We start from the raw sequence: 15,377 nt of genomic DNA on the forward strand, positions 1-15,377 counted from the left end.
GCCGCATTCAGGCGGCGCCAGTGCGATCGCGCGACGATCGCCGCACGCACCGTCAGGTGCGCTTTGCCGAACGATGCTCGTCGAAGAAGTCCTGGACGACCGCGATCTCGCGGGTCCGCTTGAACGGCGGCAGGCTCTGCCAGATCCGGCGCCCGTAGGGCTTGTCGACGAGCCGCGTGTCGCAAATCATCAGCACGCCGCGATCCGTCTCCGCACGGATCAGCCGGCCCGCGCCCTGCTTCAGCGTGATCACGGCCTGCGGCAACTGGTGCACGGCGAACGGGCTCAGCCCCTTCTTCGTCAGCGCGTCGAGCCGTGCGGCCAGCACCGGATCGTCCGGCGGCGCGAACGGCAGCTTGTCGATCACGACGAGCGACAGCGCGTCACCGCGCACGTCGACGCCTTCCCAGAAACTCTGGCTGCCGACCAGGATCGCGTTGCCATACGCACGGAAACGGTCGAGCAGTTCGGTGCGGCTTGCATCGCCCTGCACGAGCAGCGGCGTGTTCCAGCCGCGCGATTCGATCACGTCACGCAGCTTCGACGCGATCCGGTCGACCGCGCGCAGCGTCGTGCACAGCATGAACACGCCGCCACCAGAAGCCTCGATCGCCGGCAGCGCGGCGTCGAAAACGGCATCGGTAAACGCCGGCGAAGACGGTTGCGGCAGGTTGCGCGGCACGTACAGCAGCCCTTGCGTCTGATAGTCGAACGGGCTCGCGAGCGTCATCGAGCGACGCGAGCTGAGGCCCATTTGCGCCGCATAGTGCGTGAAGTCGCCGCGCACCGACAGCGTGGCCGACGTGAACACCCAGGCACGCGGCACGCCCGCGCGCTGCTTGGCAAAGATCGGCGCGACCGACAGCGGCGTTTCGTGCAGCTGGACCGTATGCGCGAACACTTCGACCCAGCGCACCTTCTCGTTCGGATCACCGTCGGATGCCGCCTTGTCGCCGGCCGCCGTTGCGTCGGCCTTCGCCGCCGCTTCCGTCGCGCCGGGTGCGACCCAGCCGGCCAGCAGGTCCTGCAGCTCGCGTGCGCGCCGCAGGCACGCGCCGAGCGATTCCGCCCGTTCGGCCTGGCTGGCAAGCGCCGACGCCAGCGCGTCGAGCGCAGCCTCGAGCGCGTCGAGCGCACCGAACATCGGGTGATCGTCGCCGAGCTGGGCGAGCGACATGCGGACGATCTGGTCGTTCGCGAACGCCAGGCGCAAGTCGCGCGCCGCGCGCTCGAGATCGCCGCCGAGCTTCACCCACTCGACCGCGTCGCGTGCATGGCTCAGGCCTTCCGCCACCGTATCGCGGGCGAGCTCGAGAATCTGTGTCGTCGACAGCGTTTCGCCGAAGAACAGCGTCGCCGTTTCCGGCAACTGGTGCGCTTCGTCGAAGATGACCGTGTTCGCGTTCGGCAGCAGCTCGGCCATCCCCGTATCGCGCAGCATGATGTCCGCGAAGAACAGGTGGTGGTTGACGACGACGACGTCGGCCTGCTGCGCCTCGCGCCGTGCCTGCATCACGAAGCAATCCTTGTAATGCGGGCATTCCTGGCCGAGGCAGTTGTCGCGCGTCGACGTGACCATCGACCACACGGGCGCCGTTTCCGGCACGCTCGCGAGCTCAGCCTTGTCGCCGCTCTTCGTGATCTTTGCGAAGCGGACGATTTCCTGCAGATAGGCCGTATCCTGCCGCGACGGCAACCGGCCGTTGTCGGCCGTGCGTTGCAGGTAGTAGTGACACAGGTAGTTGGCCCGCCCCTTCAGCATCGCGACCGACACCGGTACCGCCAGCGCGTTGCGCACGGTCGGGATGTCGCGCGCGAACAATTGGTCCTGCAGGTGTTTCGTGCCGGTCGACACAATCACCTTGCCGCCCCACAGCATCGCGGGCACGAGGTACGCATAGGTCTTGCCGGTACCCGTACCGGCCTCGACGATCAGCGTGTTGTCGCCGGCATCGCTGTCGACTTCGGCTGGCGCGGCGGCGTCCGCGCCCGTTTCGGCCGCCTTGTCGCCGTCGCCGAGGCGACGTGCCGGCCGCTTGCGGGTTTCGAAGATCTCAGGCTCGGGCATCCGGCGCGCGGACGCTTCCATCGCGGACGCGACGGCGCGCGCCATCTCGATCTGCGACAGTCGCGGCCGATAGCCGTCGATCGCACGCGCCAGCAGTCCGCCTTCGCCGAAGATCGTGTCGAGTTCGTCGACGCGCTTGCGGCTCAGCTCAAAGGTGCCTTCGGGCGCACGAGCGCGCCCGGCGGACGACACGTCGCGCCGGGCATCGGGGGTGGCTTCAAGCGGTGAATTCAAGGCAAGCGTTCCTGTGTCCAGCGCCCGGGCGGCGCCGGCGCTTGCCAGGCCGCGCTCAGGCGCGCTTATCCGGTTCCAGCTGCGATTGCAGCAAAATGATTTTGTCCTTGGCCGCCAGCTTTTCCTTCTTCAGCCGGTGCAGCGTGATGTCGTCGATGTCGGAGTGTCCTTCCTTCAGCTCGATCTCCCGAGCGAGCTGCTGGTGCTGCTCCTGCAATGCAGCCAAACGGTTGTGCAATTCCTGCTGCTGTTCCGTGTGACGGTTTTGCATACTTGCCTCCTCATCGAAGCAGCGCGCCGACTGGCGTGCCAGCGCGCCCGAGACTGATCTCGATCAATCCAACACGTTACTGCCCCTGCTGTTGCTTCTGCTGCGCCTTCTCGGCCGCTTCCTTCTGGCGCCGCTCGACATCGGCCTTGTGCTGCACGGCCTCCTTCTGCTTCTGCTCGTAGCGCGCGGCGTTGTCCGCCCGCTCCTGCGCCTTCTGCGCGGCCTGCTGGTGCGCCTGGTCGAGCTTGCGCTGGAAGTCGCCCTGCTTCTGGTCGTATGCCTGCTTGTTCGCCGCGCGCTGCGGCCCTTCCGCGCCACGCTGCGCCTGCTTCAAAGCATTCTGCTCCTGCTTGTCGCGGAACGCCGCCGCGTTTGCCGCATCGTTCGCCGCGCGCTGCGGTGCTTCCGCCGCGTTCTGCGCCGCCTTCAGCGCCTGCTGCTGGTCGCGCTGCTGCGCACGCACCGCCCGCTGCTCGTCGTTGAGTGCGAGCTGCTCCTGGCGGATGCTCGCCCGCTCGTCGCGCATCTGTTCACGCGCCTTGCCGAGACAGTGATTGACGAAGAACTTGCTGTAGCAATCGTGCTCGGCCACCGCATAACGATAATCGTTTTCTGCGGAGCGTTGATTGAGCACTTTTTGACGGGCGTCGAAATCCGGTGCGGCCGTGGCCGTCACGGGCGCAGCCGCGGCGGCGGCCGGGGCGGTTGCGTCCGAAGCTTGCGCGAACGCGCCGGAAGGCCCGGCAGACAAAGCCGCGGCGAGCGCTGCGCCGAGCGCGACGAGAGAAATTCGGGAAGTTGGCAACGTCGTAGGAAAGCTGCGGGACATGTATCAAATTCTATCACCCCCGGCTGGACGCTCCGCCATTTATGGCAAAATGCCCCGCTTCACTCACCCGCGGCATCCGGCCCGTCGGGCCCGCCACGCAGCCCGCCGCTTCGGGCCTGCCGGCCCCCGCCGCGATTTCAGCAGGCAGATCATCCACGACATGACGGAAACCGTAGCACTCAAGATCGTACAGCGCATCGCCACCGAACTGTCCGTCCAGCCGCGCCAGGTCGCGGCGGCCGTGCAACTCCTCGACGAAGGCTCGACCGTTCCGTTCATTGCCCGGTACCGCAAGGAAGTGACCGGCAACCTGGACGACACGCAGTTGCGCCAGCTCGAGGAACGCCTCCTGTATCTGCGCGAACTCGAGGATCGGCGCGCGTCGATCCTGTCGAGCATCGACGAACAGGGCAAGCTGACCGACGAACTGCGCGCCGCGATCGACGCGGCCGACAGCAAGCAGGTGCTCGAAGACCTTTATCTGCCGTACAAGCCGAAGCGCCGCACGCGTGCGCAGATCGCCCGCGAAGCCGGCCTCGAGCCGCTCGCCCAGGCGCTCCTCGCGAACCCGCTGCTCGACCCGCAGGCCGAGGCAGCCGCGTACGTCGACGCCGACAAGGGCGTCGCCGACGTGAAAGCCGCGCTCGACGGCGCGCGCGACATCCTGTCCGAACAGTTCGGCGAGACGGCCGAGCTGCTCGGCAAGCTGCGCGACTATCTGCACAACCAGGGCGTCGTGTCGTCGGCCGTCGTCGAGGGCAAGGAAAACGAGGAAGGCGAGAAATTCCGCGACTATTACGATTACGCGGAAACGATCAAGACCGTGCCGTCGCACCGCGCCCTCGCGCTGTTCCGCGGCCGCAACGCGGGCGTGCTGACGGTCAAGCTCGGCCTCGGCGAAGAACTCGACGCGCAGGTGCCGCACCCCGGCGAGGCGATGATCGCGCGCCATTTCGGCATCGCGAACCAGAACCGCCCGGCCGACAAATGGCTGTCCGACGTATGCCGCTGGTGCTGGCGCGTGAAGGTGCAGCCGCACATCGAGAACGAGCTGCTCACGCAATTGCGCGAAACGGCCGAAACGGAAGCGATCCGCGTGTTCGCGCGCAACCTGAACGACCTGCTGCTGGCCGCGCCGGCCGGCCCGAAGGCCGTAATCGGTCTCGACCCCGGCCTGCGCACGGGCGTGAAGGTCGCGGTCGTCGACCGCACCGGCAAGGTGCTCGCGACCGACACGATCTACCCGCACGAGCCGCGCCGCGACTGGGATGGCTCGATCGCGAAACTCGCACGCATCGCCGCGCAGACGCAGGCCGAGCTGATCAGCATCGGCAACGGCACCGCGTCGCGCGAAACCGACAAGCTCGCGAGCGAACTGATCGCGAAACACCCGGAGCTGCGCCTGCAGAAGATCGTCGTGTCGGAAGCCGGCGCATCGGTCTATTCCGCATCCGAGCTGGCCGCGAAGGAATTCCCGGAGCTCGACGTGTCGCTGCGCGGCGCCGTCTCGATTGCACGCCGCCTGCAGGATCCGCTCGCCGAGCTCGTGAAGATCGAGCCGAAGGCCATCGGCGTCGGCCAGTACCAGCACGATGTGAACCAGCGCGAACTCGCCCGCTCGCTCGACGCGGTCGTCGAGGATTGCGTGAACGCGGTCGGCGTTGACGCGAACACCGCGTCGGCCCCGCTGCTCGCCCGCGTATCGGGCCTGAACGCGACGCTCGCGCGCAACATCGTCGACTACCGCGATGCGAACGGCCCGTTCCCGTCGCGCGAGCACCTGCGCAAGGTGCCGCGCCTCGGCGACAAGACCTTCGAACAGGCCGCTGGCTTCCTGCGCATCAACGGCGGCGAGAATCCGCTTGACCGCTCGTCGGTGCACCCGGAAGCGTATCCGGTCGTCGAGCGGATGCTCGCGAAGATCAACAAGCGCATCGACGACGTGCTCGGCAACCGCGAAGCGCTGTCGGGCCTGTCCCCCGCGGAATTTGTTGACGAACGTTTCGGCCTGCCGACCGTGCGCGACATCCTGTCCGAACTGGAGAAGCCGGGCCGCGACCCGCGCCCCGAATTCAAGACCGCGACGTTCCGCGAAGGCGTCGAAAAGGTGTCGGACCTCGTGCCCGGCATGACGCTCGAAGGCGTTGTGACGAACGTCGCCGCGTTCGGTGCGTTCGTGGACATCGGCGTCCACCAGGACGGCCTCGTCCACGTATCCGCGATGTCGACCAAGTTCATCAAGGATCCGCACGAAGTCGTGAAGGCCGGCCAGGTCGTCAAGGTGAAGGTGCTCGACGTCGACGTGAAGCGCCAGCGCATTGCTCTGACGATGCGCCTCGACGACGACGCGGCAGCGCCCGGCATGTCGTCGCGCGGCGGCCAGGATCGTGGCAACGCAGGGCGCGGCGCGGCCCGCCCGCAGCGTTCGCGCGAGCCGGAACCGGCTGGCGCAATGGCCGCGGCGTTCGCCAAGCTGAAGCGCTGAGCACCCGCAAGCTTTCGCGACAGACAAAAATCTATGGTCAGCCCGATTTTTGCAAGCGAGGCAGTGTTGACCTAAAGTGGACTTGCTCGAATCTATCCGGGGTCGCGGATGGGAAAGATCCCGCCCCATGATGGGAGCCGCGCCGGGCAAACCTCAAAAAGCCCACAGCATTGAGGTGCTGTTTTTTGTGTCAGGTTACTTGCCCGGCCGTTGAGTCGTTTATGCCTTCACGTATCTCGCGTCGCAAAACCAGAGGTGACTACTGAAGCTGAAGCCGTAAGCGATAGGAAGCGTCAGACTGAGGGAACAGCCTCGATGCTCCGGTAGTGTGTCCCTTTGGCGAGGATGGCCCAGGCGATCCTCGCCAGTTTGTTGGCCAGGGCACAGGCCACCACGTTCGAGTGTCGTCGCGCCAACAGGCTGCGAATCCAGACGCCCAATGCATCCGTGCGGTGCTCGATGCGCTGCATGATGGCCCGCGCACATTGCACCAGCAGCCGTCGCAGTTCCTTGTCGCCACGCTTGCTGATGCCCAGTAGCGTTGGTTTGCCGCCGGTGCTGTACTGCCGCGGCACCAGACCGACCGAAGCTGCAAACTGCCTTGCTGAGCCATATTGCTGGGCATCGCCCAACTCTGACATCAACACGCTGGCGGTCATCGGGCCAATGCCAGGAATCTCGAGCAGTCGTTCGCTGCGTTCATCCTCGTGTAGCTGGGTAAGCAACTCACGTTCGAGCTGGTGGATCTGCTCGTCCAGATACCTGAAGTGCGCCTGCAAACGTTCGAGCACGACCACCAGCCTCGGCGGCAACGATTCTGCCTCGAGCACGGCAGGCAGTCGCCGGATCACTGCCATGCCGCGCGGCAAGCTGATACCGAACTCCAACAGAAACGCATGAATCTGATTGATCGTGCCGGTGCGGTCACGCACCAGCCGCTCGCGCACACGGTGCAAGGCTGAAACGATCTGCTGGGCTTCGTTGTGCGGGCTCACGAAACGCATGCTCGAACGAGCGGCTGCTTCGCAGATCGCCTGGGCGTCCGCGAAATCGTTCTTGTTGCCTTGCCGGAACGGTTTGACGAATTGCGGAGAAATCAGCTTGGCCTCATGGCCCAGCGCTTGAAGTCGACGTGCGATCCAGTGAGCACCGGCGCAGGCCTCCATGACCACAATACAACGCGGAAAATTGCCCAGCAGCGTGAACATCTGGCTACGCGTGAGCTTTTTACGGAACACCATCCTGCCTGACGCATCCTGTCCATGCAGGTGGAAGCAGTGCTTGCCGAGATCGATTCCGATCAGCGATACCGTGTCCATGATGGCCCTCCAGAAGGACAAAATCCTCACTCAGCGTAGTCCACTGAGTGAGGATCGGGCTGACCATCCTATTAAGCCCGCCGAAAGGCGGGCTTTTTTATGACTTCGGCAAACACGGCGCGCGGCCGGACGGCCCGCGCGCCACACCTTGGTCAGATTTCGATCTTCGTCCCGAGCTCGACCACGCGGTTCGCGGGGATCGAGAAGAAGTCGGTCGGCTTCGCGGCATTCTGGTGCATCCATGCGAACACGCGCTCGCGCCAGATCGACATCCCGGGCAGATGCGTCGGCACGACCGTTTCGCGCGCGAGGAAGAACGACGTATCCATCAGCTCGAATGTCATGTCGTGCGTACGGCCGAATTCCTCGAGCACGGCCTTCACGTCCGGCGTCTCGTTGAAGCCGTACTCGGCCTTGACGATATACAACCCGCCGCCCGCATCACGCGAGGTCTGGCGCTTGTCGTCGCGCACGTAAGGAAAGTCGCGCGTGACGAACGTGAGGAAAATGGTGCGCTCGTGCAGCACCTTGTTGTGCTTCAGGTTGTGCAGCAGGCTGACGGGCACGAGCTTGTCGTTGCCGGTCAGGTAGATCGCCGTACCCGACACGCGATGCGGCGGATGCGCAAGCAGCCCCTGCAGGAACGGCTCGAGCGGGATACCGTCGGCCGCCGTGCGCTCCTTGACGATGTGACGCCCCTTGTACCAGGTCATCAGCAGGAAGAACAGCAGCGCGCCGATGCCGAGCGGCAGCCAGCCGCCCTGCGCGACCTTCAGCAGGTTCGCGCCGAAGAAGCCGAGGTCGACCGCGAGGAACACCGCGATGATCGCGCCGACCAGCAGCCGGTTCCAGTTCCATACCTTCACCATCACGACCGCGGCGAGTACGGTGGTGATCACCATTGTCGCCGTCACCGCGATACCGTACGCGGCCGCGAGGTTGTCGGAACTCTTGAAGCCGATGACGATGCAGAGGATCACGAACAGCAGCAGCCAGTTCACCACCGGCACGTAGATCTGACCGATCGCGAGTTCCGACGTGTGCAGCACCTTCATGCGCGGCACGTAGCCGAGCTGGATGGCCTGCGACGTCAGCGAATACGCACCCGAGATCACCGCCTGCGACGCGATCACGGTCGCGACCGTCGACAGCACGACGAGCGGCAGCAGCCCCCATTCGGGTGCCAGCAGGAAGAACGGGTTCTCGATCGCCTTCGGGTTCTGGATCAGCAGCGCGCCCTGGCCGAAGTAGTTCAGCACGAGCGACGGCATCACGAGCCCGTACGCGGCGATGCGGATCGGCTTCGCGCCGAAGTGACCCATGTCCGCGTAGAGCGCTTCCGCACCGGTCAGCACCAGCACGACCGAGCCGAGCACGACGTACGCCTGCAGCAGGTGATCGGCCATGAACGACGCCGCGTAATACGGGTTGATGGCGGCCATGATGCCCGGCACGCGCACGATGTGGTACACGCCGAGCGCCGCGATCACGACGAACCACAGCACCATGATCGGGCCGAACAGCTTGCCGACCAGCGCGGTACCGTGACGCTGGATCCAGAACAGCGCGATCAGGATCACGATCGTGATCGGCAACACGAGATGGGACAGGTGTGGCGTCGCGATTTCGAGACCTTCGACCGCCGACATCACCGAGATCGCCGGCGTGATCACCGCGTCCCCGTAGAACATGCACGCGCCGAAGATCCCCAGCGCCATCAGCGCGCCCGCGACCCGGGTCTTCGAGTCGAGCGGCCGCAACGACAGCGCCATCAGCGCGAGCACGCCGCCTTCGCCGTTGTTGTCCGCGCGCATCACGAACAGCAGGTACTTGATGCCGACCACCAGGATGATTGCCCAGAACAGCAGCGAGATCACGCCGAGAATCGATCCTTCGGTGAGCGGAATGCCGTGTGCGGGGCTGAACGCCTCCTTGAGCGAATACAGCGGGCTGGTGCCGATGTCGCCGAACACGACGCCGATGGCTGCTATCGCCAGCGCCCGCATCGAGTGTTGTTGCGTCGAATGCGGCGCGTGTGCTGCGTCGGTCGCGTGGATCGTGTCGTTCATATGAAGCGTAATAATCGGGTCCGGGTCGGACAAAACGAGCGCTATTCTACTCGCGCCCCCGTGAAACACCGCCCTGCTCTGTTGCCTTGTAACCACGCGATCCACGCTGCGCATGCAATCCGGCGCGAGCTGTGGCAGGGCCGTCAATCATAGCCGGGGCAGCACCGTCTGCCTACCGGATCCACGGTACACGCGGCGCCGGCGCGCATCGCGCCCCAATGAAAAACGGCGCCGCAAGCGGCGCCGTACAAGGCTTTCCTTCGATTGGCCGGCCGCTTATGCGCCCGAGCCGTCGCGCTGTGCGCGACCGCGCTTGATCCACGCCTCGAGGTTGTGCGGGCGAACCGTGTCCCACTCCTCGAACGGCTGATGAATCCACGGATTCGTCGGCAGGAACTGCGTGTGATAGTCGGGCTTGACCTTCGAGCAACCCTTGTACCAGAGCACGGCCGAGCGCACGGCCGTCACCGACGGATAGCGCTCCTTAAGGTGCTCCTGCACGCGCGCAAGCGTGACGCCCGAATCGACGAGATCGTCGACCAGCAGCACGTTACCCGCCAGGTTGCCGCGCGTCATCGTGATGTACTGTGCGATGTCGAGGTCGCCCTGCTCCGTGCCGGCCGCTTCGCGGTACGAACTCGTCGCGAGGATCGCGAGCGGCACGTCGTAGATGCGCGACAGTTGATCGCCGACGCGCAGGCCGCCGCGCGCGAGACACAGGATCTGGTCGAACTTCCAGCCCGATGCATGCACCTGGAGCGCGAGCAGCTCGATGAGACGGTGATACTCGTCCCAGCCTACCCACAGATTCTTGTCGTCGTTGCGCGGATCAGTCATCAAGTCTGCCGCCGTCATCGTGATTTGCTGCGTCATCTGAAAATTACACCTTGAACGGATGGCGGAGCAGGATCGTTTCGTCGCGGTCCGGACCCGTCGACACCATGTCGACCGGCACGCCAGCCACTTCCTGGACGCGGCTCAGGTAAGCCTGCGCGTTCGCCGGCAGCGCTTCCCACGTCTTGATGCCGACCGTGCTTTCCTTCCAGCCGGCAAACGTTTCGTATACGGGTTCGCAACGGGCCACATCAGCGGCACCGCGCGGCAGGATGTCCGCATCCTTGCCATCGATCTTGTAGCCGACGCACAGCTTGACTTCGTCGAGGCCATCGAGCACGTCGAGCTTCGTCATGCACAGGCCCGACACGCCGTTGATCTGGATCGAGCGGCGCAGCGCGGCTGCGTCGAGCCAGCCCGTACGGCGCGGACGGCCGGTGACCGAACCGAATTCCTTGCCGACGTTGGCGAGCGTGACGCCGACCTGGTCCTGACGCTGCGGATTGTCCGCATCGTACAGTTCGCTCGGGAACGGGCCCGAGCCGACGCGCGTGCAATATGCCTTCGTGATGCCGAGGATGTAGTTGAGCTTCTGCGGACCCACGCCCGCGCCAGCCGACGCCGCACCTGCGACGCAGTTGCTCGACGTGACGAACGGATAGGTGCCGTGGTCGATGTCGAGCAGCGTGCCTTGTGCGCCTTCGAACAGCAGGTTCTGGCCCGCATTGTTCGCGTCGTACAGGCGGCGCGACACGTCGGCCACCATCGGCTTCAGGCGGTCGGCATAACCGAGCATCGTGTCGAGCGTGGCCTGGAAATCGACAGCCGCGCCGCCCAGGTACTGGGTCAGCACGAAGTTGTGGAAATCGAGGTTTTCGCGCAGGCGGTCGGCGAAGGTCTTCGCGTCGAACAGGTCCTGCACGCGCAGCGCGCGGCGGCCGACCTTGTCTTCGTATGCGGGGCCGATGCCGCGGCCCGTCGTGCCGATCTTGCCCGCGCCCTTGCGCGCTTCGCGCGCCTGGTCGATCGCGATGTGGTACGGCAGGATCAGCGTCGTGGCTTCGGAGATGAACAGACGGTCGCGTACGTTCACGCCGGCTTCTTCGAGCTCGCCGATTTCCTTGAACAGTGCTTCGGGGGACAGGACGACGCCGTTGCCGATGTAGCAGGCGACGCCTTCACGCATGATGCCCGACGGAATGAGGCGCAAGATCGTTTTCTTGCCGCCGATGATGAGGGTGTGGCCGGCGTTGTGACCGCCCTGGAAACGCACGACGCCCTGAGCGTGGTCCGTCAGCCAGTCGACGATCTTGCCCTTGCCTTCATCACCCCATTGCGTTCCCACGACGACGACATTGCGCCCGGGAGTCACGTTCACTGCGCTGGCAGACATGTTGATTCGTTAGCTGGTTAAAAACGTATTCTACCTATGTTCGCGGGCGATTCCGAATTTTTCCGTTTCGCTTCAACGATATGCACGCCGAAGCACGTCCCGCGAACGCCTGTTTATCGGGGTTCGACCACCCATGCGCCGTTGCGCTCGACGAGCGAGCGGTCGCACGCGAATTCGTCGAGCACATGATCGTGGCCCGGCAGCGCCTGGATCACGACCTCACCCGCATCGCGCAGCGCCGCGACGGCCGCGCTCAGCGCATCGTCCTGCGCCCACGGCGCGAGAATCGCGGTGCCGCGCGCCTCGACCGGCGAAATCCGCGCGAGCTCGCGCAGGTCGAGCGAGAAGCCGGTAGCGGGACGGGCACGGCCATACGCCTGGCCGACGTGGTCGTAGCGGCCGCCCCGCGCGATCGCGTTCGGCACGCCGTCGATGTAGGCGCTGAACATCGCGCCGCTGTGATACGCATAGCCACGCAGGTCGCCGAGATCGATCGCCACTTCGACACCTTTCGCCTGTGCTGCGAGCTGCGCCAGATCGTCGAGCGCCCGCGTGATTTCGGGCAGCACCGGCAAACGTGCGCGCGCCTCGGCGAGCACGCTCGCGTCGCCATAGAGATGCGGCAGCGCGCGCAGCGCGGCGCGCGTATCGGCACCGAGATCGTCGGTGAGCTCGTTCAGCAGCGGCACGTCCTTGCCCGACAGCGCGTCGTACAGCGACTCGCCGCGCTCGGCGGCCTGCGCGTCGCGCGCCAGCAGCGCAGCGAGCACGCCGGCGTGGCCGAGGTCGAGACGGATGCGCGACAGGCCTGCGAGATGCAGCGCGTCGAGCATCAGTTGCTGGATCTCGAGGTCGGCTTCCAGCCCCGCATGCCCGTAGATTTCGGCGCCGATCTGGATCTGCTCGCGCGTCGCGTGCAGGCCGCGCGGACGCGTATGCATCACGTGGCCCGCATAGCAGAGGCGCGTCACGCCCTGGCGGTTCAACAGGTGCGCGTCGATCCGCGCGACCTGCGGCGTGATGTCCGCACGCAGGCCGAGGGTGCGGCCCGACAGCTGGTCGACCAGCTTGAAGGTGCGCAGGCGCAGGTCTGCGCCGCCGCTCGTCAGCAGCGACTCGAGATACTCGAGCAGCGGCGGCATCACCATTTCGTAGCCATACGAACGGAAGCGGTCGAGCAGCCTGCGGCGCAGCTCCTCGATCTTGCGCGCTTCCGACGGCAGTACGTCGGCGATATTCTCGGGAAGTAACCAGGTCGACATCGGTACGGTCCTACGACGGGAAACAGCGCGCGACACGCGCGCCGCGATGTGAATCGGAAATTCTGAATTCGGGCGGGACGAACGGCGGATAAGCCGGCTGGATCAGGTCCCGGTCAGGTGGCGAGCAGCAGCAGTATGAGCCCGAGCACCATCACGATCAGCCCGCCGATCCGGATATGATGCGGCGGCCGCTCAGCTATTCTACGAAACGTGTCGCGCCAGGCGACGGGAAACACGAAGGGGAACGCCCCCTCGATGATCAGCATCAGCGCTACTGCGAGCAACAACGAGCCAGCCAGGTCCATGCGAGCGACGGCGCCGCTCGACGCGGCGCCCCAAAGGTCAGTGTTTGCGGGGAGCAGGCGCCGCCGGTGCGGCACCGCCCGTCGGGCTGCGCATGAAGCGGAAGAACTCACTGTCGGGATCGACGACGATGATGTCGTTGCGCTTGAACGTGTTCCGGTAAGCCTGCAGGCTCGCGTAGAACTGGTAGAACTGCGGATCGCGGCCGAACGCGTCGGCGGCAATCGTCGCGGCCTTCGCGTCGCCCTCGCCCTTGATCGTCTGCGCGGACTTGTACGCGTTCGCGAGCACGGCCTGCTGCTCGCGTTCGGCGTCGGCCTTGATCTGCTCGACGTCGGCCGCGCCTTGCGCACGCACCTGCGCCGCCTGATCGCGCAGCGCGCCGATCATCCGCTGATAGACGGCGTCGGTCTGAGCGGCCGGCAAGTCGACACGCGTCAGCTGGACGTCAACGACGTCGACGCCGAAACCGGACGCCTTCGCCTTCACTTCGTCACGTGCCGCATCGGCGATCGCACGCTGGCCGCCGAGCGCGTCGTCGAGCGCACGCTTGCCGAACGCGTCGCCGAGTGCGCTCTTCAGCGCGCCGGCGAGACGGTCGCCGGCTGCCGACGGGTCTCCGCCCGTCGTCGTGAAGTACTTCATCGGATCGCTGATCCGGTACTTCACCGCGTAAGCGACGAGCAGGTCGTGCTTGCCTTCGGTTGCCAGCTGCAGCGGATCCGACGACTCGAGCGATTGCAGGCGCGTGTCGATCAGCGTGGCCGTCTGCAGCGGCGGCGGCAACTTGAAATGGATGCCGGGGCCCGCCAGCTCGGGCTGCGCGCCGTCACGCCCCGACAGCACGGCCGTGTGGCGCGGATCGACGGTAAGGACGGTCGACGATGCCGCGAAGGCAACGATCACGATTGCGACGACGAGCGCAATGATTCGGTTCATGTTCTGCGCTCCCCGTTACTTCGTATCGTCTTCGCGCGACCGGCTGCGAAACGCTTCGCGCGATCGCAGCACGTCGTTGCCCGACGCGGCCGCGGCCGACGCCGCACTCGCGGGTGCCGCTGCTGCCGGCGCGACGGCCGCCGGTGCCGACGCCGCATCGGGCGCGGATGCGCCGGTGGACGCCGCGGCGTTTTGCCGCCCCTGCTCGACGAGCTTGTCGAGCGGCAGATACACGACGCTGTTGCCGCCCTTGTTGCCGATGAACACCTTCGTCGAATTCGAATAGATTTCCTGCATCGTCTCGAGATACATCCGCTCGCGGATCACCGCGGGCGCCTTCGAGTACTGCGCATAGACCTGCTTGAAGCGGTCGGCATCGCCTTCGGCTTCCGTGACCACGCGATCGGCATACGCCTTCGCTTCGTCGACGAGCTTCGCCGCATCGCCCTGCGCCTTCGGCAGCAGATCGTTTGCATAGGCTTGCGCCGCACGCTTCGCGGCCTCGCGCTCGTCGCGCGCCTTCGCGACTTCGCCGTACGCGGCCTGCGTCTGCTCGGGCGCCGCAACGCTCTGCATCGTGACGGCAGTCACCTCGAGCCCCGACTGGTAGCGATCGAGATCGCGCTGGATCGCGGCGGAGAGCTGCCCACGCAGCGCGTCGCGCTCCTGGTTCAGCACGTCGGCCGCGCTGCGCGTGCCGACGATCGCACGTACCGCGGCCTGGGCGGCCTGCGAGACGCTGCGCTCGGGATCGACACTGCGGAACAGGTAATCGGTTGCGGAACGGATGCGGTACTGGACGATGAAGCGCACGTCGACGATATCGGCATCGCGCGTCAGCATCGCCGCTTCCTTCACGTTCGCAAGACGCACGACGTTGTTGCGGCCGATCTCGATCGAGCGGACCTGCGACGTATCGACGATTTCGTGCGACGCGAACGGATACGGCGCGCGCCAGTGCACGCCCTGGCCGACCGTGCCCGACAGCTTGCCGAGCTGGAGCACGACGCCCGTCTGCCCTTCCTGCACGACGAACAGCCCGCTGCCCGCGTAGACCGCGACCAGCACGCCGATCACGATGCCGACGCCGACGCGCGCGGCTCGCCCGTTGTCAGGACGGAAGCCGTTTCCGCCCTTGCCGCCGAACAGGCCGTTCAGGCGCCTGTTGAAGTTGCGCCACATCTCGTCGAGATCGGGCGGACCATCGCCGTCGCCGCCTTGCGGACGCTTCGATTCGTTCAGGCGGGGACGGGATCCGTCTTTGCCATTGCCTTCGCCGCGTCCCCAGCGGGGATCGTTGATCGACAGCAAGGCGCGCATCCGCCGCCAGGTACTCCGCTCGTTGTATTCGTTCACCAGAGTTTGTTCACC

Annotated in this window: 12 protein-coding genes; 1 reads left to right on the forward strand and 11 read right to left on the reverse strand. The window is 65.8% G+C overall.

Translation table 11 applies throughout. The features are described 5' to 3' along the window. Positions 1-52: 52 nt before the first annotated feature. From CFB50_RS10010 to CFB50_RS10020, 3 genes are all read right to left on the reverse strand, one after another. Complete coding sequence (locus CFB50_RS10010; protein ID WP_089445756.1) at positions 53-2,302, reverse strand: ATP-dependent DNA helicase; 2,250 nt, start codon at positions 2,300-2,302, stop codon at positions 53-55. Between the two features lie 55 nt (positions 2,303-2,357). Then, on the reverse strand, positions 2,358-2,573 hold the full coding sequence (locus CFB50_RS10015; RefSeq protein WP_006478692.1) for a YdcH family protein: 216 nt from the start codon (positions 2,571-2,573) through the stop codon (positions 2,358-2,360). 76 nt (positions 2,574-2,649) lie between these two features. Then, positions 2,650-3,402 carry a hypothetical protein gene (locus tag CFB50_RS10020; protein WP_069248094.1) on the reverse strand — a complete coding sequence of 251 codons (753 nt, stop codon included), beginning with the start codon at positions 3,400-3,402 and terminating at the stop codon, positions 2,650-2,652. 160 nt (positions 3,403-3,562) lie between these two features. On the opposite strand from CFB50_RS10020, the gene CFB50_RS10025 reads away from it, so the two are divergent. Further along, a complete protein-coding gene (locus CFB50_RS10025) occupies positions 3,563-5,887 on the forward strand; it encodes a Tex family protein (protein ID WP_069248095.1) in 2,325 nt (774 codons plus the stop codon). A 293-nt stretch (positions 5,888-6,180) separates the two neighbouring features. On the opposite strand, the gene CFB50_RS10030 is transcribed toward CFB50_RS10025, so the two are convergent. From CFB50_RS10030 to hflK, 8 genes are all read right to left on the reverse strand, one after another. Next, entirely contained in the window at positions 6,181-7,206 is a 1,026-nt protein-coding gene (locus CFB50_RS10030) for an IS110 family transposase (RefSeq protein WP_089445757.1), read from the reverse strand. 152 nt (positions 7,207-7,358) lie between these two features. Further along, positions 7,359-9,275, reverse strand: coding sequence for a potassium transporter Kup (locus CFB50_RS10035; RefSeq protein WP_089445758.1), 1,917 nt, complete (start codon positions 9,273-9,275; stop codon positions 7,359-7,361). A 276-nt stretch (positions 9,276-9,551) separates the two neighbouring features. Further along, entirely contained in the window at positions 9,552-10,148 is a 597-nt protein-coding gene (locus tag CFB50_RS10040) for a phosphoribosyltransferase (RefSeq protein WP_011352251.1), read from the reverse strand. A gap of 7 nt (positions 10,149-10,155) precedes the next feature. Continuing rightward, positions 10,156-11,502 (reverse strand): adenylosuccinate synthase, encoded by a 1,347-nt coding sequence (locus CFB50_RS10045; RefSeq protein WP_069248097.1) that lies wholly within the window; start codon positions 11,500-11,502, stop codon positions 10,156-10,158. Positions 11,503-11,615: 113 nt separating this feature from the next. Next, complete coding sequence (locus CFB50_RS10050; RefSeq protein WP_069248098.1) at positions 11,616-12,764, reverse strand: ATP phosphoribosyltransferase regulatory subunit; 1,149 nt, start codon at positions 12,762-12,764, stop codon at positions 11,616-11,618. A 113-nt stretch (positions 12,765-12,877) separates the two neighbouring features. Further along, complete coding sequence (locus CFB50_RS10055; RefSeq protein ID WP_011352254.1) at positions 12,878-13,069, reverse strand: DUF2065 domain-containing protein; 192 nt, start codon at positions 13,067-13,069, stop codon at positions 12,878-12,880. A 37-nt stretch (positions 13,070-13,106) separates the two neighbouring features. Then, positions 13,107-14,006: a protease modulator HflC gene (gene hflC, locus CFB50_RS10060; protein ID WP_089445759.1), complete on the reverse strand. Its 900-nt coding sequence runs from the start codon at positions 14,004-14,006 to the stop codon at positions 13,107-13,109. 15 nt (positions 14,007-14,021) lie between these two features. Next, entirely contained in the window at positions 14,022-15,362 is a 1,341-nt protein-coding gene (hflK, locus tag CFB50_RS10065) for an FtsH protease activity modulator HflK (RefSeq protein WP_089445760.1), read from the reverse strand. Positions 15,363-15,377 lie beyond the last annotated feature (15 nt).

It is taken from the genome of Burkholderia sp. AU33423 (assembly GCF_002223135.1).
Classification (GTDB): Bacteria; Pseudomonadota; Gammaproteobacteria; order Burkholderiales; family Burkholderiaceae; genus Burkholderia; species Burkholderia lata_D.

What these genes read in the sequence shown, in the direction of transcription:
- CFB50_RS10015 (WP_006478692.1), bottom strand. Translation starts at nt 2,573, where the DNA reads ATGCAAAACCGTCACACGGAACAGCAGCAGGAATTGCACAACCGTTTG.
- CFB50_RS10020 (WP_069248094.1), bottom strand. Translation starts at nt 3,402, where the DNA reads ATGTCCCGCAGCTTTCCTACGACGTTGCCAACTTCCCGAATTTCTCTC.
- CFB50_RS10025 (WP_069248095.1), top strand. Translation starts at nt 3,563, where the DNA reads ATGACGGAAACCGTAGCACTCAAGATCGTACAGCGCATCGCCACCGAA.
- CFB50_RS10030 (WP_089445757.1), bottom strand. Translation starts at nt 7,206, where the DNA reads ATGGACACGGTATCGCTGATCGGAATCGATCTCGGCAAGCACTGCTTC.
- CFB50_RS10035 (WP_089445758.1), bottom strand. Translation starts at nt 9,275, where the DNA reads ATGAACGACACGATCCACGCGACCGACGCAGCACACGCGCCGCATTCG.
- CFB50_RS10040 (WP_011352251.1), bottom strand. Translation starts at nt 10,148, where the DNA reads ATGACGCAGCAAATCACGATGACGGCGGCAGACTTGATGACTGATCCG.
- CFB50_RS10045 (WP_069248097.1), bottom strand. Translation starts at nt 11,502, where the DNA reads ATGTCTGCCAGCGCAGTGAACGTGACTCCCGGGCGCAATGTCGTCGTC.
- CFB50_RS10050 (WP_069248098.1), bottom strand. Translation starts at nt 12,764, where the DNA reads ATGTCGACCTGGTTACTTCCCGAGAATATCGCCGACGTACTGCCGTCG.
- CFB50_RS10055 (WP_011352254.1), bottom strand. Translation starts at nt 13,069, where the DNA reads ATGGACCTGGCTGGCTCGTTGTTGCTCGCAGTAGCGCTGATGCTGATC.
- hflC (WP_089445759.1), bottom strand. Translation starts at nt 14,006, where the DNA reads ATGAACCGAATCATTGCGCTCGTCGTCGCAATCGTGATCGTTGCCTTC.